General features: G+C 51.3%; 20 protein-coding genes. 6 read left to right on the forward strand and 14 right to left on the reverse strand.

All coding sequences use genetic code 11. The annotated features are described in order from the left end of the window. Positions 1-71: 71 nt before the first annotated feature. The 6 genes from ACTHR2_RS06825 (at position 72) to ACTHR2_RS06850 (ending at position 8,633) form a co-directional block, all read left to right on the forward strand. Entirely contained in the window at positions 72-2,390 is a 2,319-nt protein-coding gene (locus tag ACTHR2_RS06825) for an MMPL family transporter (protein ID WP_263337315.1), read from the forward strand. Positions 2,391-2,524: 134 nt separating this feature from the next. Further along, a complete protein-coding gene (locus ACTHR2_RS06830) occupies positions 2,525-3,763 on the forward strand; it encodes an NAD(P)/FAD-dependent oxidoreductase (RefSeq protein ID WP_070608119.1) in 1,239 nt (412 codons plus the stop codon). A 97-nt stretch (positions 3,764-3,860) separates the two neighbouring features. Then, on the forward strand, positions 3,861-4,379 hold the full coding sequence (locus tag ACTHR2_RS06835) for a hypothetical protein (RefSeq protein ID WP_263337328.1): 519 nt from the start codon (positions 3,861-3,863) through the stop codon (positions 4,377-4,379). 3 nt (positions 4,380-4,382) lie between these two features. After that, positions 4,383-5,585 carry a beta-ketoacyl-ACP synthase gene (locus ACTHR2_RS06840; protein ID WP_263337331.1) on the forward strand — a complete coding sequence of 401 codons (1,203 nt, stop codon included), beginning with the start codon at positions 4,383-4,385 and terminating at the stop codon, positions 5,583-5,585. Between the two features lie 173 nt (positions 5,586-5,758). Beyond that, positions 5,759-7,981 (forward strand): NADP-dependent isocitrate dehydrogenase, encoded by a 2,223-nt coding sequence (locus tag ACTHR2_RS06845; protein ID WP_263337336.1) that lies wholly within the window; start codon positions 5,759-5,761, stop codon positions 7,979-7,981. 58 nt (positions 7,982-8,039) lie between these two features. Continuing rightward, positions 8,040-8,633 (forward strand): LolA family protein, encoded by a 594-nt coding sequence (locus tag ACTHR2_RS06850; protein ID WP_004520070.1) that lies wholly within the window; start codon positions 8,040-8,042, stop codon positions 8,631-8,633. A gap of 55 nt (positions 8,634-8,688) precedes the next feature. Here ACTHR2_RS06850 and ylqF read toward each other — a convergent pair whose 3' ends face one another. The 14 genes from ylqF to ACTHR2_RS06920 all read right to left on the reverse strand — a co-directional run bounded on the left by ylqF (position 8,689) and on the right by ACTHR2_RS06920 (position 20,175). Next, a complete protein-coding gene (ylqF, locus tag ACTHR2_RS06855) occupies positions 8,689-9,630 on the reverse strand; it encodes a ribosome biogenesis GTPase YlqF (RefSeq protein ID WP_049322861.1) in 942 nt (313 codons plus the stop codon). A 93-nt stretch (positions 9,631-9,723) separates the two neighbouring features. Then, positions 9,724-9,960 (reverse strand): lipoprotein, encoded by a 237-nt coding sequence (locus tag ACTHR2_RS06860; RefSeq protein ID WP_003684875.1) that lies wholly within the window; start codon positions 9,958-9,960, stop codon positions 9,724-9,726. Positions 9,961-9,994: 34 nt separating this feature from the next. Continuing rightward, positions 9,995-10,849, reverse strand: a complete 855-nt coding sequence (rapZ, locus tag ACTHR2_RS06865) for an RNase adapter RapZ (protein ID WP_440375522.1) — start codon at positions 10,847-10,849, stop codon at positions 9,995-9,997. Further along, complete coding sequence (hprK, locus tag ACTHR2_RS06870; protein WP_263337347.1) at positions 10,830-11,792, reverse strand: HPr(Ser) kinase/phosphatase; 963 nt, start codon at positions 11,790-11,792, stop codon at positions 10,830-10,832. The genes rapZ and hprK overlap by 20 nt, the downstream gene beginning before the upstream one ends. Before the next feature lie 3 nt (positions 11,793-11,795). Beyond that, a complete protein-coding gene (ptsN, locus tag ACTHR2_RS06875; RefSeq protein ID WP_440375523.1) occupies positions 11,796-12,245 on the reverse strand; it encodes a PTS IIA-like nitrogen regulatory protein PtsN in 450 nt (149 codons plus the stop codon). A gap of 268 nt (positions 12,246-12,513) precedes the next feature. After that, positions 12,514-13,434: a 4-hydroxybenzoate octaprenyltransferase gene (gene ubiA, locus ACTHR2_RS06880; RefSeq protein ID WP_150537861.1), complete on the reverse strand. Its 921-nt coding sequence runs from the start codon at positions 13,432-13,434 to the stop codon at positions 12,514-12,516. 173 nt (positions 13,435-13,607) lie between these two features. Further along, a complete protein-coding gene (locus ACTHR2_RS06885) occupies positions 13,608-14,102 on the reverse strand; it encodes a chorismate--pyruvate lyase family protein (RefSeq protein WP_440375524.1) in 495 nt (164 codons plus the stop codon). Next, positions 14,092-14,748, reverse strand: coding sequence for a dethiobiotin synthase (bioD, locus tag ACTHR2_RS06890; RefSeq protein ID WP_440375525.1), 657 nt, complete (start codon positions 14,746-14,748; stop codon positions 14,092-14,094). The genes ACTHR2_RS06885 and bioD overlap by 11 nt, the downstream gene beginning before the upstream one ends. After that, a complete protein-coding gene (gene bioA / locus ACTHR2_RS06895; RefSeq protein WP_440375526.1) occupies positions 14,745-16,034 on the reverse strand; it encodes an adenosylmethionine--8-amino-7-oxononanoate transaminase in 1,290 nt (429 codons plus the stop codon). Before bioA ends, bioD begins: the two co-directional genes overlap by 4 nt. Before the next feature lie 52 nt (positions 16,035-16,086). After that, positions 16,087-16,992, reverse strand: a complete 906-nt coding sequence (locus tag ACTHR2_RS06900; RefSeq protein WP_440375527.1) for a DMT family transporter — start codon at positions 16,990-16,992, stop codon at positions 16,087-16,089. A 194-nt stretch (positions 16,993-17,186) separates the two neighbouring features. Continuing rightward, positions 17,187-18,389, reverse strand: a complete 1,203-nt coding sequence (gene trpB, locus ACTHR2_RS06905; protein ID WP_440375528.1) for a tryptophan synthase subunit beta — start codon at positions 18,387-18,389, stop codon at positions 17,187-17,189. 111 nt (positions 18,390-18,500) lie between these two features. Continuing rightward, positions 18,501-18,911, reverse strand: coding sequence for a hypothetical protein (locus tag ACTHR2_RS06910; protein ID WP_440375529.1), 411 nt, complete (start codon positions 18,909-18,911; stop codon positions 18,501-18,503). Between the two features lie 4 nt (positions 18,912-18,915). Then, positions 18,916-19,518, reverse strand: coding sequence for a DNA glycosylase (locus ACTHR2_RS06915; RefSeq protein WP_049336521.1), 603 nt, complete (start codon positions 19,516-19,518; stop codon positions 18,916-18,918). Between the two features lie 36 nt (positions 19,519-19,554). Continuing rightward, the gene (locus ACTHR2_RS06920) at positions 19,555-20,175 is read right to left on the reverse strand and encodes a phosphoribosylanthranilate isomerase (protein WP_440375530.1); all 621 of its coding nucleotides are present in this window, start codon (positions 20,173-20,175) and stop codon (positions 19,555-19,557) included. Positions 20,176-20,201 lie beyond the last annotated feature (26 nt).

Genomic DNA, 20,201 nt, shown 5'->3' on the forward strand with positions numbered 1-20,201 from the left:
CTGATTTAATTTACTGCACTTTTACTTATTCCACACACCAACAGCAGCATTTGCAAAAGGTCGTCTGAACGATGAATCTTCGCCTCCTAAACCGCCTCTATACTGCCCTTATCCTGTTTCTTACCCTGTTTTTGGTTTATGCCTTTGCTTCACAAGCACGCATCCAAACCGATTTGACCGCGTTGTTGCCAAGCGAGCAGCAACCCGATGCCTTACTGACGGCCGCGGATAAAGCCGCAGAAGCGCAGCTCAATTCGCAAGTTATTTTGCTTGCCGGTAGTACCGATGCTGAAACCGCTTTTCAGACGGCCTCACAAATTGCCGATGCATGGCGCAAAAGCGGCGTATTTGAACAAGTCGACAGCAGCATGACGCCGAATTTGGACAAAGTGCGGGCGGATATGCAGAAACTGAGCTTGGCGGTTTTGCCGCAAGACGAAATACGCCTGCTGTTTGAGCAGCCGCAAGCCTATTTTCAGGCTCGGGCAGAAGCCGCGGCCAATCCGTTTGCCGCGCCCTCGCCTTTGTCTTTAGAACAAGACTGGCTGGGCTTCGGACGCTTTGTTGCCGACAAAGCCAATCCGCAAAGCCGTTTGCAGTGGGACATGGACAACGGCATGCTGTTTACCGAAGACAAAGGCAAAACTTGGGTATTTTTGCACGGACGGCTCGCCGGCGGCGATCAATTTTCCGGCAACGATACCCTCTTGCCGCTGATGGCGAAAAGCCGTCAAATCGCTTCGGAAAACGGCGCGGAAACCTTAAGCGCAGGTGGCGCATTGTTTGCCGCCGTATCCAAAGCAGCCGCAGAAAAAGAAAGTCGGCTGATGAGTATGGTCGGACTTGGGCTGACCTTTGCACTGCTGTTGTGGGTCTTCCGCAGCAGCCGAGTATTTTTGCTGTCCTTGCCGCTGGCAGCCGGTATGTTGACCGGATTGGCAGTTGCGTTATTAACATTCGGCGAAGTGCATATCCTAACCATCGTCATCGGCACCAGCCTGGTGGGTATGTTGGTGGATTTCCCGTTGCACTGGCTTGCTCCGTCGGTATTCGGACCGTCTGAAAAGACCGTTTGGCAGGCTGAATCAGCAATGAAACATGTCTTGCCAAGTTTTGCCGTCAGCCTGACGATTACCGTCTTGGGCTACGCGCTGCTGTGGTTTACCCCTTTGCCTGTATTACGCCAAACCGCCGTATTTTCAGGTTTCGCTTTATTTGGCGCGTTTGGTGCCACCGTTTTATGGCTGCCGCCACTGTTTCGCCGCTACCGTGCCAAAACCGTGCCTTTTGCCGCATTAACCGAAAAGCTCTATTCCTTGTCAGGCCGTCTGAAAAACCGCCTGCACAAACGCGGCTGGTTAATCGTGGGCGGAATTTTGCTGGCAGTCGGATTGTGGCGCAGCGACTGGCGTGACGACATCCGTCAATGGGTCAATATGCCGACCGCGATGTTGGCCGAGGTACAACAAATCGGCCAGTTGAGCGGCACGGATTTTGGTGGAAAATATTTGGTGGCCGAAGCACAAAGCGAAGATGCCCTATTGAAGAAAACCGCCGAACTCGGCCGTACCCTGCAGCCCTTAATCGCGCAAGGCAAGCTGTCCGGAATCCAATCGCCCGACCAATTCATCCTGCCGACAACGGAACAGCAAAAACTGCAAAACCGCCTGCGCGAATTGACCAAATTGCCTGATAGCTGGAAACCGCTCACAGAAATCGGCATTCCGCGCAAAACCGTGCGCGATGCCCTGCTTCAAGCTGCAGATACACAACCATTATCGCTTTCAGACGGCCTGAATACCGATTTGGCAGAGGCTTGGCGTTCCTTATATTTGGGCGAAGTGGAACCAGGCCGTTTTGCTGCCGTCGTGCGTTTGAACGGCATGACCGATGAAGCCGCCGTACGCGCCGTGGCGCAACACGTCTCCGGCGTACATTGGGCAGACAAGCGCGCCCACTTAAACGAGCTTTTCCACCACACGCGCAATCAGGCCGCATGGTTGAAACTGGCTTCCTATGCGTTGGCATGGTTGCTCTTGTGGAAAATGTTTGGTTTCAAACGCGGCAGCAAAATCCTTGCCGTACCGCTGGCCGCGGCCATCTGCACCGTTGCCGTACTCGGTTTGGCCGGCATTCCCGTCAGCCTGTTTGCCATGTTCGGCCTGCTTCTAGTGTCCGCCATCGGCGTGGACTATGCCGTCTATGCCGCCACCGCACATCACAGCGCGCCGGCAAAATTAGGCGGTATGCTGCTTGCCGCCGCGACAACAGCCATTTCCTTTGCCCTGCTCGCCATCAGCAGCACGCCCGCTGTTGCCGCGTTCGGCATGACGGTTACCATCGGCGTGGCATTCAATATTTGGCTGGCAGGCACATTGTTGAAAAATTAGACAAAAGATGAAGACGATTGAAATTAAGGCGATATTTTGTTTCAACTTCTATCGTCACGTTGTAAGAGGCCGTCTGAAAAACTTCAGACACTAGTTTAAACATTTTTTATCATTAAAATCAAAGGTATTTTCAAATGTCCGTAGAATTTGACGTTGCCGTTATCGGCGCAGGCCCTTCAGGTTCGGTTGCTTCCGCTTTGCTGAACAAACAAGGCTTTAAAGTTTGCGTATTGGAAAAACAACATTTCCCGCGCTTTGTCATCGGCGAAAGCCTGTTGCCGCATTGCATGGAAATGTTGGAAGAAGCCGGTTTTGCCGATGCAGTACATGCCGAGCCCAGCTTTCAATTTAAAGACGGTGCTGCGTTTTCATGGGGCAGCCGTTACACAGATTTCAACTTTACTGAAAAATTTTCAGACGGTCCTGGCACCATTTATCAAGTGCGCCGCGGCATCTTCGACAAAATCCTGATTGATGAAGCGGCAAAACAAGGCGTCGATGTCCGCTTCGGACACGGCGTAACCGCGTTTGACAACAGCGGCGATGTGGCACGTTTGAGCGTTGCGACCGATACAGGCGAAAACTATGAACTGACTGCCAAATTCGTTTTGGATGCCAGCGGTTACGGCCGTGTCCTGCCCCGCCTTTTGGACTTGGAAAGCCCGTCCGAGCTGCCTCCGCGCCAAGCCCACTTCACGCATATCGACGACAACATCACCAGCCCGAAATTCGACCGCAACAAAATCCTGATCAACACGCATCCTGAACATCGCGATGTCTGGATTTGGCTGATTCCTTTCGGCGACAACCGCTGCTCCATCGGCGTTGTCGGCACGCCCGACAAACTGGCAGGCGAATCAGAAGCCGTGTTGAAAAAATTTGTGTACGAATGCCCGATGCTGGCGGAAATTTTAGATAAAGCCGTTTGGGAAAACGACTTTCCGTTCCGCTCTATCCAAGGCTACTCCGCCAACGTAAAAACCTTATACGGCAAACATTTCGCCCTTTTGGGCAACGCCGCCGAATTCCTCGACCCCGTCTTCTCCTCCGGTGTAACCATTGCCCTGCACTCTGCCAAACTGGCTGCCGATTTACTGGGCAAACAACTCAAAGGCGAAGCCGTCGATTGGCAAACCGAATTTGCCGACCAACTGATGATCGGTGTGAACGCATTCCGCACTTATGTAAACGGTTGGTACGATTTCCGCTTCCAAAATGCCATCTACGCGCCCAACCGCAGTCCTGAAATCAGCCGCATGATTTCGTCTATTTTGGCAGGCTACGCTTGGGATACGAACAATCCATTCGTGGAAAAATCCGAGCAACGCTTATCCACACTTGCCGCATTGGTGGGCGATTTGAAGGTAGAATAAGGACGAATGCCTTTCAGACGGCCGCGCCTAAAAACAGAACAGGCCGTCTGAAAATCTACCCTCACCATTAAATATTTTGACCGATAGATAAAACCTTATGCGATTTATCCCTTTGCTTGCCGCACTGCTGCTTTCCGCATGCGCAACCTCGCTCCCCCATCCGCAAACGCTGCCGCCGCTTTCCAAAGAAGGTCAATGGTTCAAACTTGAGCAGACTAATGCGGCGGGGCAAACCGTTCAAACCAATCTCTTGGCAGTCGAGCCTCATTCAGACGGCATCCGCTTTGTCCAAACCGATGCACTGGGAGCGCCGGTATCGCGTCAATCGGTCAGCACCAAAGGCTGGAAAAATGACGGCTTTGTGATGCCCAATGCCAATTCGCGCCGACTATTTGCCGCCTTGTTGCCGCTTTTGGCCGCAGAACACGCCGCCACGCTTTACCCTGAAGCCCGCCAACAAAATGCCACCCATCAAGGCTTCTGCCCTGACGGCAAAGGCGCGGTGTTTAGCTACCGCGAGCGTGATTTGTGGTGTGTCGCCCACCATTCCGAACAATTCCTCATCGGCTTCCCCGACCAAACTTTCTGGACGGTCAGCCCGATTGCAGAAGACTAATTCATGAATACTCCTGTTTATCTCAGCCGTCCGGCACTGACCAGCGCATTGGGCAGCGGCTTGCAAGTTCATGCCGATGCCTTACTCACGCCGTCTGAAAACACGCCCCTGACTTTTTCAGACCAATGGGTAAAAGGCAAAACGCATGCTTTCGGTGCAGTCAAAGAAACCCTGATGCCTCTGCCCGACAGCATTCCCGAAGCGCATCGCAGCCGCAACAACCAGCTTATCCTTCACGCGCTTTCGCAAATAGACGGACTGATTCAGACGGCCATTGCCCGTTACGGCAAAGAAAGGGTCGCTGTCGTGACTGGTACGTCCACCAGTGGCGCAGACGAAAATATCCCCTTGTTCCAACACGTTGTCCGAGGTGGTGAGTGGACGGATGTTCCGTTCAAACAGCTGCAACACACCATGGCTTCGCCCTCCGAATTTATCGCCCAAGTTTACGGCCTGGACGGCTTGCGCTATACCGTTTCCACCGCCTGCACTTCCGGAGCACGCGCCCTCATCAGCGCAGCCCGATTGCTTCGTGCCGGATTGTGTGATGCCGTGATTTGCGGCGGCGCGGATACGCTTTCTCCGCTGACGATTAATGGTTTTGCCTCTTTGGAAGTGCTTTCAGACGGCATCGCTAAGCCCTTTTCTGCCAACCGAAACGGCATCAATATCGGCGAAGCGGCCGCATTTTTCGTGATGACGCGCGATGCCGATTTTGACGGCGAAATGCAGTTGCTGGGCTACGGCGCAAGCAGCGATGCCTACCATATGTCTTCGCCCCGCCCCGATGGTTTGGGTGCAGCCCAATCCTTTCAGGCTGCTTTGGATAAAGCCAGTTTGAAAGCAGAAGACATCGGCTGGATCAATCTGCACGGCACCGGCACGCAGCACAACGACAGCATGGAAAGCCGAGCCGTTGCCGAAGTATTTGGCAGCCATACCCTTTGCACGTCAACCAAACCGTCTACCGGTCATACCTTGGGCGCAGCCGGTGCGATTGAAGCCGCATTTGCCTGGTTGATGGCCAACCGCCAATACAATCCGGAAGGCAAACTGCCGCCGCAACAATGGGACAATGTACCCGATTCCGAGCTGCCCAACATTGCTTTGACCGACGAAAACAGCCGCTGGCCGTCTGAAAAACGCATTGCCGCCAGCTCATCATTCGCTTTCGGTGGCAGCAATGCTGTTTTGATTATCGGATAAGTCCTTATATTTAGGCTGTCTTTTCAGACGGCCTTTTTCTTTTCCGCAACTTAAAAAACAATAACATCAAAACAACAACCAAATCCGCCGAAATATGCCATAATTAGCCTTAGCACGTTTCATCTCGCGATGTGCCCGAAAAGAAAAACTTAACCTACATAGAGAATAATCCCATGACTAAATCCACCATTATCTATACCTACACCGACGAAGCTCCTGCATTGGCCACTCAATCCCTGTTGCCAATCGTGCAGGCGTTTACCCGCCACGCCGATATTAATGTCAAAACCAGCGACATTTCTCTCTCCGGCCGTATTTTGGCGGCTTTTCCAGAATACCTGACCGAAGTGCAACGCGTACCTGATGCGCTTGCCGAATTGGGCGAACTGGTGAAACAACCCGATGCAAACGTAATCAAACTGCCGAACATCAGCGCATCCGTACCTCAACTGACTGCCGCGATTAAAGAATTGCAGTCTAAAGGCTTTGCCGTTCCCGACTATCCTGCCGACCCTCAAACCGATAAAGAAAAAGCCGTACGCGAACGCTACGACCGCATCAAAGGCAGCGCGGTAAACCCTGTCCTGCGTGAAGGCAACTCCGACCGTCGCGCGCCTAAAGCAGTGAAAAACTTTGCGAAAAAACATCCGCACAGCATGGGCGCATGGACCAAAGATTCCAAAACCCACGTTGCCACCATGCAAAGCGGCGACTTTTTCCATAACGAACAATCCGTTACCGTACCTGAAGCGACTTCCGTATCCATCGTGTTCACCGACAAACAAGGCAACAAAAAAGAGCTGCGCGAGCCTGTTGCCCTGAAAGCCGGCGAAATCATTGACGCGACCGTAATGAGCAAAAAAGCCCTGCTTGCCTTCCTTGCCGAGCAAGTCAAAGACGCGAAGGCAAAAGGCGTATTGTTCTCGCTGCACATGAAAGCCACCATGATGAAAGTGTCCGACCCGATTATCTTCGGACACGCCGTCAAAGTATTCTTCGCGCCTGTATTTGAAAAATTCGGCGACAAACTGGCTGCCGCAGGCGTCAATGTCAACAACGGCTTCGGCAACCTGCTTGCCAATTTGGACAAACTGGATGCGGACACCCGCGCAGCCGTTGAAGCCGAAATCGCCGCCGTTTACTCCGCCAACCCTGATTTGGCGATGGTTGATTCCGACAAAGGCATCACCAACCTGCACGTTCCTAGCGATGTCATCGTCGATGCTTCTATGCCTGCGATGATTCGTAATTCCGGCCGTATGTGGGATAAAGACGGCAAAGCGCAAGACACCAAAGCCGTCATTCCTGACAGCAGCTACGCCGGTGTTTACCAAGCAACCATCGACTTCTGCCGCGAACACGGCGCGTTTGACCCGACAACCATGGGTACTGTTCCTAACGTCGGTCTGATGGCGCAAGCAGCCGAAGAATATGGTTCACACAACAAAACTTTCGAAATCGAAGCCGACGGTCAAGTTCAAGTGGTTGATGCAGCAGGCAATGTCCTGATGCAACACGACGTTGAAGCCGGCGACATCTGGCGTATGTGCCAAACCAAAGACGCTCCGGTTAAAGACTGGGTACAACTCGCTGTTAACCGCGCCCGTCTGAGCAACACGCCAGCCGTATTCTGGCTCGACGAAAACCGTCCGCACGACAAGGGCCTGCTCGCCAAGGTTAAAGCTTACCTTGCCGAACTGGATACCGACGGCCTCGACATCCGCGTCCTCGCTCCTGAAGAAGCCGCTAAATTCAGCTTGGGCCGTCTGAAAAACGGTGAAGATACTATCTCCGTAACCGGTAACGTCCTGCGCGACTACCTGACCGACTTGTTCCCAATTTTGGAACTGGGTACCAGCGCGAAAATGCTGTCTATCGTTCCATTGATGAATGGCGGCGGTATGTTTGAAACCGGCGCTGGCGGCTCCGCACCGAAACATGTTCAACAATTCCTCGAAGAAAACCACTTGCGTTGGGACTCTTTGGGCGAATTCCTAGCACTCGCCGTATCGTTTGAACATCTGGCGCAAAAAACCGGCAACGCCAAAGCCCAAGTCCTCGCCGACACTTTGGATGCAGCCACCGAAAAACTGCTGTTGAACGACAAATCGCCTAAACGTAAAGCAGGCGAACTCGACAACCGCGGCAGCCATTTCTACCTCACACTCTACTGGGCGCAAGAATTGGCGGCGCAAGACAAAGATGCCGAACTGAAAGCCGCATTTGCTCCATTGGCAGCCGCTTTGACTGCCGACGAAGCCAAAATCGTTGAAGAACTCTCTGCCGTACAAGGCAAAGCGGTCGACATCGGCGGCTACTACGCAGCCAATCCTGAAAAAGCGGCACAAGCAATGCGTCCAAGCGCAACCTTTAATCAGGCCTTGTCAGCCTTATAATTAAAGCAATAAAAGGCCGTCTGAATTTTCAGACGGCCTCAAACCTTATGGAAGCACAATGAAAAAAACCATTCTTTCTCTTACTCTCCTCATCAGCGCTCCGGCTTTATGGGCATTTTCCCCTGCCGAATTGGCACAAACCCTGCAAAAACCGCAAAACGTGCAAGGCAATTTTGTCCAACAACGCCAGCTCAAATCCCTCAGCAAACCCATGACCACCAGCGGCAGCTTTACCCTTGTCCCACAAAAAGGCCTGCTCTGGAAAATGCAAAAACCATTTGAAACCACCCTGCGCGTGCGTTCAGACGGCATCATGCAATGGAACGGCAGCCAATGGGTCAACCCAAACGCCAGCAAGCTCAACGGCCAAAGCCGCCAAATCAAACTCTTCCTCGACCTTTTGGGCGGCAATACTCAAGGCTTGGAAAAACAATTTGATTTGAAATTAAACGGCAACGAGAAAAAATGGACGTTGACCCTGACTCCGAAAACTGCCATTACCCGCCAAATCTTCAACCGTATCGAAATCAACGGCGATACGCTGGTACGAAAAATCGAATTGGACGAAAAGCAAGGCGACAAAACCATCATGCAGTTCAACCAAATCCAAACCGATAAAGCTCTGGACAGCTTCAGCCGTACCGCCCTCTAAATTGTCTATTCCAACAAAAGGCCGTCTGAAAATACATTTCAGACGGCCTTTTATATTAATCGGCTGAAGGCTGCTGCCCTTTTCTTTCCGCCTTTCTGGCTTCACGAATGGCTTTAAGTTCGGCCTCTTTCTGTCTGGCTTTTTTCAGCCAAGTTTCCCATTGGTTTGGCGTTTCCAGCGTGATTCTGCCGATTTTGCCTTCGCGGAAATCAGTCAGGATATTTTCAGCGGCCTTTTGATAGTTAACCCGTCCGCCGCTCAAAACCGCACCGCGTTTTTTGGCAATCCACTCCAGCCAAGAAGTATCGTCCCAATGGCTGCTTGGATCTTTGTCGGCTTGATAGCGCTCTTGCAACAGAGCCAGATAATGGCGGCGGAGGTAATCCAAAAGCTCAAGCGCCACTTCTTCTTCATCCAGCGCGTTGCGTCCGACTGCACCACCGGCTGCAAGGTTGTAACCGCCTTCTTCAACAATAATTTTTGGCCACAACATACCGGGTGTATCGTAAAGCCAGAAATCGTCGGCAAGGAAAAGGCGCTGTTCGGCTTTGGTAATACCAGGTTCGTTACCAGTTTTGGCAGATTTTTTGCCGATCATGCCGTTAATCAAGGTGGATTTGCCGACGTTGGGAATACCGCAAATCAGAACACGCAACGGCTTCTCGATACCTTGACGATGCGGAATCATGGCGCGGCAGGCTTGGGTAATTTTGCCATGAGCGCCGGTTTCGGAAGAATCAAGCGCAATGGCGCGGGTATCTTGGCGGCTGTTGTAGTGTTCGAGCCAAACTTTGGTACGCTCGGGATCAGCAAGGTCTTGTTTGTTTAAGATTTTCAGTTTGGGCTTGCCTTTGGACAACTGGGCAAGCAATGGATTTTCGCTGGAAGCAGGCATACGCGCGTCCAACATCTCAATCACCATATCAACGCTTTTAATGCGTTCAGCAATGGCCTTTTTTGCCTTGTTCATGTGGCCGGGAAACCATTGGATAGCCATGTCTTTTTATTCTTTCTATTCGTATCTGAGGCCGTCTGAAAAATCATTGTTTTTCAGACGGCCTCGGCATTTGGATAATCGGTCAATCAGGATTTAGAGGTTGCCATGCTCGTAGCTGTAATAACCTGCCTCATCCATACACTGCTCAAAAGTTTTGGATGTATTGCCACGTTTGGTTCCATTTTGAACTTGTGATTTGCAGGTATTAATTTGGCGAGAAACTTCAGCTTCGCTCGCTCCGGTACGGTGCCAACGGTAAGCAGTGACAGGCTCTGTCGCGCAGGCGGTCAAGATAAGCAGGGATAATGCGGTCAGACTGATTTTTTTCATGGTTTCTTCCTTTGAGGCCGTCTGAAACGGCAAGTTAGCGTCCTGCCAAGCTTTGAGCCTGACGGTGGCGGACAAGGAGTTCGTAACGGCCTTTGAGGCGTTCGGCCAGTTTTTCCACAACATAAACGGAGCGGTGTTGCCCGCCGGTACAACCGATGGCAATCGTTACATAACTTCGGCTCTCTTGTTGCAGGCGCGGCAGCCAGCGGCTAATAAAATGGTCGATGTCATTAACCATTTCTTGAGCCAACGGCTGCTGGCCCAAATAATCTTGAATAGGCTTGTCCATGCCGGTAAAGGGGCGCAATTCCGGATCGTAATACGGATTGGGCAGACTGCGCATATCAAACATAAAGTCGGCATTATTGGGAGCGCCGTATTTGAAACCAAAGGATTCAAGAATGACCAGCAAACCTACACGTTCAATATTGAGCCATTGTTGCACGGCATAACGCAGCTGCTGTGCGTTCATTTTGGACGTATCGATGCAATATGCGATGTCTCTAAGCGGGAAGAGCCACTCGCGTTCTTTTTGCAGGCTTTCCAACAAAGTCAGGTTTTGACCGGATAAAGGATGGCCGCGGCGGGTTTCCGAGAAGCGGCGAACCAACACACCCTCTTCCGCCTCAACAAACAGGACTTCGACCTGATGTCCTTCGTCACGCAAAAATTGGATTTGCTCTTGCGCTTCTTGGATATTGATACCGGAACGGATATCAACGCTGACACCAAGCTGAGTTTCTTCGCCGCGTTCAATATGGTACAACACCAGCGAAGGCAACATTTCCAAAGGCAGATTATCAACGCAATAAAAGCCTGAATCTTCGAGTTGTTTGAGGGCTACGGATTTTCCTGAGCCGGATAAGCCGCTAATCAGGACGATTTTCATGATTTTGTTCGTTTTCTTTGAGTTGTGTTTGATGGCGTTCGAGGAATTCTTTGGTGCTGTCTTTACCGCGCAATTGAAGGATGTAATTGCGCACTGCAGCTTCAACCAATACTGCTAAGTTTCGACCGATTGCAACAGGCAGGGTAACGGAACGGACGCTGACGTTGAGGATAGATTCTGTTTCGGTACGGATGCTCAATCGATCGAGTTGTTTCATGTATCCGTCGTCGGCCGGAACCAAATTAATAATCAGCTGGAGGATTTTTTTCGGACGGATAGAGGTTTCGCCAAAAATGTGGCGGATATTGAGTATGCCCAAGCCGCGTACTTCGAGGAAATCACGCAGCATAGGCGGACAACGGCCTTCCAGCATTTCCGGGCCGGTACGGAAAAGTTCGACCGCATCATCGGCAATCAGGCTGTGGCCGCGCGAAATCAGCTCCAATGCCAATTCGCTCTTACCCAAGCCGGATTGTCCGGTAATGAGTACGCCCACTTCAAATACATCCAAAAATACGCCGTGCTTGATGGTGGAAGTCGCCAATGTACGTTGCAGATAAATCCGCAAAACGTCCATCAAGTGCGGACTTTCCTGCTTGGAAGTCAGCAAGGGGATGCTGTTGGTATGGCAATAATCGCGCAATTTGGGCGAAACAGACAAGCCGTTGGCAACGATGACCAAAGACATAGGGATGTCGAAAAGCTCGCCGAAATCGTAGTTGAGCTCGCCCGATTCCAAGCGGCGCAAATATTCGGCTTCGGCTACGCCGACAACTTGAATTTGGTTGGGATGGATAAAGTTTAAGTGGCCGACCAAGGCCAAGACGGGTTTATCGGCTTCGACACCGATACGGTTGTCCGCGCCGGAATTGCCGGCAGCCCAAGCAAGTTCGAGTTTGTGCTGATTGTCGGAAAACAGGCGGCGGACGGATATGCTGGGCATGAATTACTCTTCTCTCAGGAGTGTGCGTACTTCTTCGGCAGAAGTAGCGGCCATCAACGCTTCACGGATGGCTTTTTGAGAGAATCTACCGGCCAGTTTGGACAAGACTTCCAAATGTTCGCCGGTAGCGTTTTCAGGCACAAGCAGGATGAAAATCAGAGAAACGGGTTTGCCGTCGGGCGCATCAAAGGCGACCGGTTCTTTGGTGCGGATAAATGCACCGGTGGCTTTTTTCACGCATGCGTGACGGCCATGGGGAATCGCCACCCCCTGCCCCAAACCGGTCGAACCGAGTTTTTCACGGGCAAACAGGCAGTCGAACACGTTGGTATTCGGTAATTCTGCTTCATTCTCCAGCAGCTGTGCAGCCTCTTCAAACAGACGCTTTTTGCTGCTGACTTCCAAATCCAAAACGATATGGGACAAAGGTAAAATTTCGCCGATCAGGCTCATGTGTATCTCTTTTAAATGTCGCAAAACAATGGGATTGTACCGATTGTCGGTGCAAATCTCAATCCTGAAGGCGTAATTTACACTCGCCCTGCTAACATTTTCCATGTTGTTTTTGATATTTTTTAACGAGCTAAAAATAAGCCAACTGCTTGCTTATATTGGATTTAAAGTAAAAATTCTATCATTAGCCAAACTATGATTCAAATGAAAAGGGGTATGTCCGGCATACCCCTTTTCCCTTCTTTTCAGACGGCCTCAACCTAGTTTTTTAAAACAATTTGGAAACCAAAAACAACCAGAAATAATGGCAGACCAATCCGCAAAACCACGCCAAGCCGATGCGGTTGTTGGCCAAAAACGTTTGGAAGCACAACTGGCGGTCGCGCGTGCGGATGGCTGCATATTGCTGGCACTGCCAATACGCGGTTATCGGCAATACCAGCCAATAAGGCCAAGTTGCGCCGATTTTAATACCCAGCACCACCATCAATACGGTAAACCAAAAATGGCAAAGCATAGAGGCGGTAATGTCGTGATGGCCAAATGTGATTGCCGAAGTTTTGATGCCGATTTTCAAATCGTCTTCTTTGTCCGCCATGGCATAAATCGTGTCGTAAGCCAGCGTCCATAAGGCATTGGCGGTAAACATCAGCCATGCTTCGGGAGGCACTCGGCCTTGCACGGCGGCAAAGGCCATGGGAATGCCGAACGAAAATGCCAGTCCTAAATAAAACTGCGGCAACGGGAAAAAGCGTTTGGTAAAGGGATATGTGACGGCCAGGAACAAGGCCGGAAGGCTCATCAGCCAAGTAAAGCGGTTGAGCGGTACCAAGCATAAAGCCGCCATCAGACACAGCATGACGGTCAAAAGCAACGCTTCGGTTTTGGAAACCAAACCTTTGGCAAACGGGCGGTTTTTGGTGCGCTCTACTGCGCCGTCAAAATTGCGGTCTGCAAAGTCGTTCACGACGCAACCTGCGCTGCGCATTAAAAACGTGCCTGCGGTAAAGGCAATAAAAATATCCGCGTCGGGAACGCCTTTAGACGCAATCCACAATGCCCAATAAGTCGGCCACAGCAAAAGCAGGGTGCCAATGGGTTTGTCGACGCGCATCAGCTTGGCGTATATCACCATCCGTCCGACTGCGTAACGCGGTAAAAATTGTAGGAAAAAGCGCCGTATGTTCATTGATGTAATGTGTCGTTGTTTATGTGTCGATTCGGAAGGAAAGGCTTTTTAGAGCCTTAGCTCTTATTATAATTTATTGCCGTCTGAAATCAAACAGATCTTAACAATTTAATTTATTGTATTATAACAGAATTATGACAAACATCGGTAATTGGCTTTATTTTCAGACGGCCTTAGCGGTATAAATCTATTAATTTCAATAAGAAATATTCTGTTAATTCCAATGTTTCGCCGTTCCAATCGAAATAGGAACGGCGCGCGGTAACAGGCCGTCTGAAAGATGGATGGTCGAAATCTTCAAAACGAAGAAACTCAAAATCCGAACGTTTCAACGGCAATGTACCGTCAAACAGGCGCTCGCCCAAAGGCTGCGTTCCGCAATCTAATAATTCTGTCCATAGACGGCTATCCGGTCGGCATGCGCTTCTGGCTTGTATCACTGTTTCGCCGTCCAGTTTGAGCAAAACATCGCGCACAAAGATTTCGTCTCCGTTTTCCGCACCCTTCGTCAAACCCAAATACACAGGCTCAACTGAAAAATCCTTACCGGAAGCGCGCAAAGCGGCAGTTAGCGAAGAAACGGTCAGCAAATGTCCGGCCTTAGACGACAAAAGACTTGAAGCTTCGGCATGTGAACAAAGCGTGCCACGCGGTATATCAAGCTCCATCTGACACCTCTGTTTTGGCCAACTCCTGCCATTTGGCTTCGGGAAACTCATCTTTCAGACGGCCTTTAAGATATTCCAAGGTATCTCCGGCAACGGTTTCATCTTTGCTGTCGTGAATATGGTTGAAAATCAGGCTGTGCAACCGGATGCCGTATTGTTTGAGCGCGGCGAAGCTGAGCAGGGTGTGGTTGATACTGCCAAGCCGTCCGCTGGTAACGAGGATGACGGGATAGCCTTGCTGACGGATATAATCAATGGTTAACAGATTTTCTGTCAGCGGAACCATCAATCCTCCTGCGCCTTCAACCAACACAATTTCGTATTGCGCCGCCAATTCTTGCGTGGCGTTGCGGATTTTGTCCAAGTCCAAAGTCCTGCCGTCCAGTCGGGCGGCAAGGTGAGGCGAAGCGGGATAACTGAAGATTTCGGGCATGGTCAGCCCTTGTTTGTCGGCCTCCTGCATGGGTATGCCCATGATTTTGCGGTGGACGGCGATGTCGTCGGCGATGTTTTGGCAACCGGTTTGCACGGGCTTTTGCGTAATCACGCTTTTGCCCTGCTGCAACAATTGTTTTGCCAATACGCCGGTGGCGACGGTTTTGCCGATGTCCGTGTCTATGCCGCTGACGAAGTAAACGCCTTTCATTTGCTGTATTCCTTCAAGATTTGTACAGTTTTGTCGGCAATTTCGGTCAAGAGGTCGTCTGAAATGATGTAAGGCGGCATGAGGTACACCAGCCTGCCGAATGGGCGCACCCAAATGCCCTGCGCCACGCAGTCCGCTTGAAAACGCGCCATATCCACGCCTTTTTCCAGCTCGATCACGCCGATGGCACCCAAAACGCGTACGTCTTTCACGCCGCGAATCTCCCATGCAGCTTTCAGACGGCCTTTCAGGATGCTTTCAATGCGGCGGATATTTGCCCGCCAGTCTTGGGACAAAAGCAGTTTGACCGAAGCGCAGGCAACGGCACACGCCAGCGGGTTCGCCATAAATGTCGGTCCGTGCATGAACACGCCCGCTTCGCCGCGCGAAATCGTTTCGGTGACTTTTTGCGAAGTGATTGCCGCCGCCAGCGTCATATAGCCGCCGCTCAAACCTTTGCCGATACACATAATATCCGGCACGACATCCGCGTGTTCGCAGGCAAACATCTTGCCCGTACGCCCGAATCCGGTGGCGATTTCATCGAAAATCAACACGATATCAAATTCATCGCACAAATCGCGCAATCCGCGAAGATACTGCGGATGATAAAAATACATGCCGCCCGCGCCCTGCACGACCGGTTCCAAAATAAAGGCGGCGATATCCGCATGATGCGCTTCAAACAAGGCGCGGACAGGCTGCAAATCTGCCTCGTCCCATTCATCGTCGAAACGACTTTTCGGGTTATCGACAAAATAACGCTGCGGCAACGCGCTGCCGAAAATATGGTGCATCCCCGTTTCCGGATCGCAGACGGACATCGCGTTCCAAGTATCGCCGTGATACCCGCGCCGTACCGTCGCAATATTCTGCTTCGCCGTCAACCCCCGCGCCTGCTGGTATTGCACCGCCATCTTCAGCGCGACTTCCACCGAAACCGAACCTGAATCCGCATAAAAAATACGGTCCAACCTCTGCGGCAAAATCCCGACCAACAACTTGCCCAGCTCTACCGCAGGCTCATGCGTCAAACCGCCAAACATCACATGCGACATTTGCTTAATCTGCGCCTCAACCGCCTGATTCAAAACAGGATGATTGTAGCCGTGTATCGCACACCACCAAGACGACATCCCATCAATCAGCCGCGTACTATCCGCCAATTCGATGTGCACGCCCTCCGCACGGCGCACCGGATAAACAGGCAACGGGTCGGTCATAGATGTATAGGGATGGAGCAGATGGGCGCGGTCGAAATCGAGCAGGGAGGAATGTTCAGACATGTTTAAAACAATGGTTTGATCAGTTTCATTATTATATAACATATTTCCTATTTCAGACGGCACGTCTTCCGTACTGCATCAACGCCAATCCGCCCACTGCCGCCAAATAGCCGGCAACCAAGGAAACATGCAATGCCTCGCCCAAAAACCAAGCGGAACACAAAATACCGAATACCGGCACCAAAGTGATGTACGCCGCAGCGCTGCCGGCGCCCAAAGTCTTCACGCCTTCAAAATACCACGCATAACTCAAAACCGTTGCGCCGACAGACAGGCCAATCAAAGCAAACCAGCCCCTGCCGTCCATTTCGGCAAGCATACCAAACGGCAGGCCGTCTGAAATCAGCGCAGGCGGCAGCAACATCATTGCACCCAGCCAAGCGGTGGCCACGGTGACCGTCAGCGCATCAATCCCCCGCAACACCGCCCTGCCTATCATCGTATAAGTAACCAAGCAGCAAAGGCTGCAAAACACCAGCACTTCGCCCCACCCTATGCCGCCGCCCGACAAAAATGCCGCAATCTCGCCATGCGTGACCGCCCATATCGAGCCTGCCACTGCCAACAATATGCCCGACACAATCTTGCCGTTGAGCTTCTCGCCAAACAACAAAGCCGCAAAAAACATCGTCAATACTGGATTGAACGTAACCAACACCGTCGCCCTTGAAGCAGGAATCCGCTGCAAACCCAGCATAGACAATACGGTAAAACCAAATACGCCGAATGCCGCTGCCAATGCCAAACCAAGCCATTGTTTGCGCGACAAAACCGCCAAAGTACGCAATCGATACCGTGCAAACAGCCAGCCCAAAAGCAAGATTGCCGCCGTCAAAAAGCGTAGCATACCGCCCGTTAAAGGCGGCAGCGCCTGTCCCAGCATCCGCCCCATCGGCCAAGATGCGCCCCAAAACGCCGCCATGCCCAATAGTTTTAGATGGATTGCCAAATGTTTCATGGTGATGGATAACTTGAATAATCGGTTTAGAAAGCACACAAGCTCGGTTTGGAAGGATAAATTTCCTTAGCCGCCGATACTTGATAGAGTTTGCGCGGATAAAATACTACGCTGAATCATTATGGAAACAAAGGCCGTCTGAAAGACTGAAATCCAGCTTTTTCAGACGGCCTTTACTGCTCAATCAATAAGACTTACAACTCAATGCCTTTGAGTTTCGCCACGGTATTAATGTCTTTATCGCCGCGGCCGGAGAGGTTAACCAAAATCACTTGGTCTTTGCCCATTTTCGGCGCGTTTTTCACCGCCCAAGCAACGGCATGGCTGGATTCCAGCGCAGGAATAATACCCTCGAAACGGCAGAGCAAGTCAAAGGCTTCGAGTGCTTCGTCATCTTTGGCAACGGTGTATTCCACGCGGTTGATATCGTTCAAATGGCTGTGTTCCGGGCCGATGCCTGGGTAGTCCAAGCCTGCGGAAACGGAGTGCGTACCCAAGACTTGACCGTTTTCGTCCTGCATCAAATAGCTGCGGAAGCCGTGCAATACGCCGATAGGGGCTTTACTGGTAATCGGCGCGGCGTGGTCGGGGGTATCCACGCCCAAACCGCCGGCTTCTACGCCGACCAAACGCACGTTTTCTTCTTCGATATAGGGATGGAACAAACCGATGGCGTTCGAACCGCCGCCCACACAGGCAACGGCAACGTCAGGTTGGCGGCCGATGGCTTCCAACATTTGTTCTTTGGCTTCATTGCCGATCACACATTGGAAATCGCGTACCATTTCGGGATACGGTGCAGGGCCTGCGGCGGTGCCGATGATGTAGAACGTGTCGTCCACGCGGGCGACCCATTCGCGCATGGCTTCGTTCATCGCGTCTTTCAAAGTACGGCTGCCGCTGTCAACGCTGACCACGTTCGCACCCAATAATTTCATGCGGAACACATTCGGCATTTGGCGTTGGATGTCGTCTGCGCCCATGTACACGTCGCAAGTCATGCCGAAACGTGCTGCGACGGTGGCAGAAGCCACGCCGTGCTGACCTGCGCCGGTTTCGGCAATCACGCGTTTTTTGCCCATGCGGCGGGCGAGCAATGCCTGACCGATGGTGTTGTTGACTTTGTGCGCGCCGGTATGGTTCAAATCTTCACGCTTCAGCCAGATTTGTGCGCCGCCCAAATGCTCGGACAATCGCGCGGCATGGTAAACAGGGCTGGGACGGCCGACATAGTGTTTCAAATCATGGCGGAACTCTTCCCAAAATGAAGGATCTTTTTTCGCTGCTTTATAGGCTTCTGCCAATTCTTGCAAAGCAGGAATCAGGGTTTCGGAAACGTACAGGCCGCCGTGTTCGCCGAAAAAGCCGTTCTCGTCGGGAGCGTAATAATTTTTCATGGGATTTTTCCTTGTTCGTTTTATGGTTTCAGACGGCCTGATTCAGTACAAGGCCGTCTGAAAGTAAAATTGTCAGCAATTATAGCCGTTTTCCATTCATCTTGTCGGCAACTAATTGAATAATAATATCAGCAGACAAAATAGGAACAACAGCGTACAGCTCGATGTTGCAACTAATGCCGTACCCAACGGCGGCGCGATATATTTTTCTTCGTTTTTGTTTCTCAGGCATAGTTTTAATGCCAACATTCCCAGCCACAGTGCCAGCAACCAACAACCCAGAAAGTTAAGCGCAAGCAAAGCAATAATCAACTCATTGGTATTTATAGTACTTACGTTCAAAAATATCCAATTAAGGCCGTTAACAGACATAATGACTGCAGATATTTGTATCACATACAAAAGCGTTCCGCCCAACAATACCCTGATGTGCCATTTTTTGGCCTTCAGCCACACTGAGACGACATTAAAAAGCCACCACAAAGCCATAAACACCATTAAAGAGATTTCATAACGATCCATCGCCCTACTCCTGAAAAACAGTCAATCCAGCCATTTCAAAAAAAGCCCGATACGCCGCTGCTTTTTTTGCCAAACTCAAAGGATAGGCACGCGAAGTCGAAGGCAGACGCGTCAGGGTCAACTCACGCCCTGCATAGGGGAACGGCACTGTTTCGCCGGTTTTCGGCATTTTCATGCCGCTGCCTTGAATCTCCAACAAAACTTCGGTTGCCTTGCCGCCAGTGGTGCAAAGATGGCGGCACTCGGGCATTTGCGCCAATACTGCCGCCAAATCGACAGTTTCTATCACTTTTAAAAACTTATCCGAAGCATTGCCATGTTCGCGTATTGCCTTCAATACGGTCGGACAGGATGCAATCCCCTTTTCACTCAAAAACGCTTTGATTTTATCGGCATCAAACGCTTTTTCGCCCTGCTTTTGAAAATGCGCCGCATCGCCGAAAAACACCAGCCCATACACACGCCACATATCGTTTTGAAAATTCGGATAATGAAACTGCATCGCGTGTTTTTCTTCTTTAGGCGGAAACGTCCCCATCATCATGACCGTTGCCTGCGGAGGCAACAAGGCTGCGAAGGGGTGGGACTCAACGATTGACTCTTGCATATCTGTATTCCGGTTGTTTTTCATTCAAACAAATTTTCAGACGGCCTTTACTGCCTGAATAAACGCCGCCATTTTCTCCCTGCTCTTAACCCCGCCGGAGATCTCCACGCCGCCGGACACATCCACCGCCGCCGCGCCACTGATTTTTACCGCTTCGGCAACGTTTTCCGCAGTCAATCCGCCGGCAAGTATCCACGGTTTGCCGATATTGCCGTGCAACATGGTCCAATCGAAACTTTGTCCCGTACCGCCGTATTCGGTCGGATGATAAGCATCAAACAACAAGGCGCGTGCATTCGGAAATTTGGCACAGGCCGTCTGAATATCGGCTGCGGACTGTACACGCACGGCCTTCAAATACGGGCGGTCAAACCGACGGCAAAAATCATCGTCTTCATCGCCATGAAACTGAATCATATCTATCGGCACCTGACGCAGAATCTCGCGGATGGTTTGCTCGTTTTCATTCACAAACAAGGCCACCACCGATACAAACGGCGGCAGATTTTTCACAACCGCCTGCGCCTGCTCAATACTCACTGCCCGTTTACTCTTGGCGTAAAACACCAGCCCGATGGCATCCGCACCCAATTCGGCCGTAGTCAGCGCGTCTTCAGGTCGGGTAATGCCGCAAATTTTGGTGCGTATGGTGTGCATGGAAATTGCCTTTTTAAACAGATGAG

The organism is Neisseria sp. P0006.S004 (genome assembly GCF_051963015.1).
Taxonomy (GTDB): Bacteria; Pseudomonadota; Gammaproteobacteria; order Burkholderiales; family Neisseriaceae; genus Neisseria.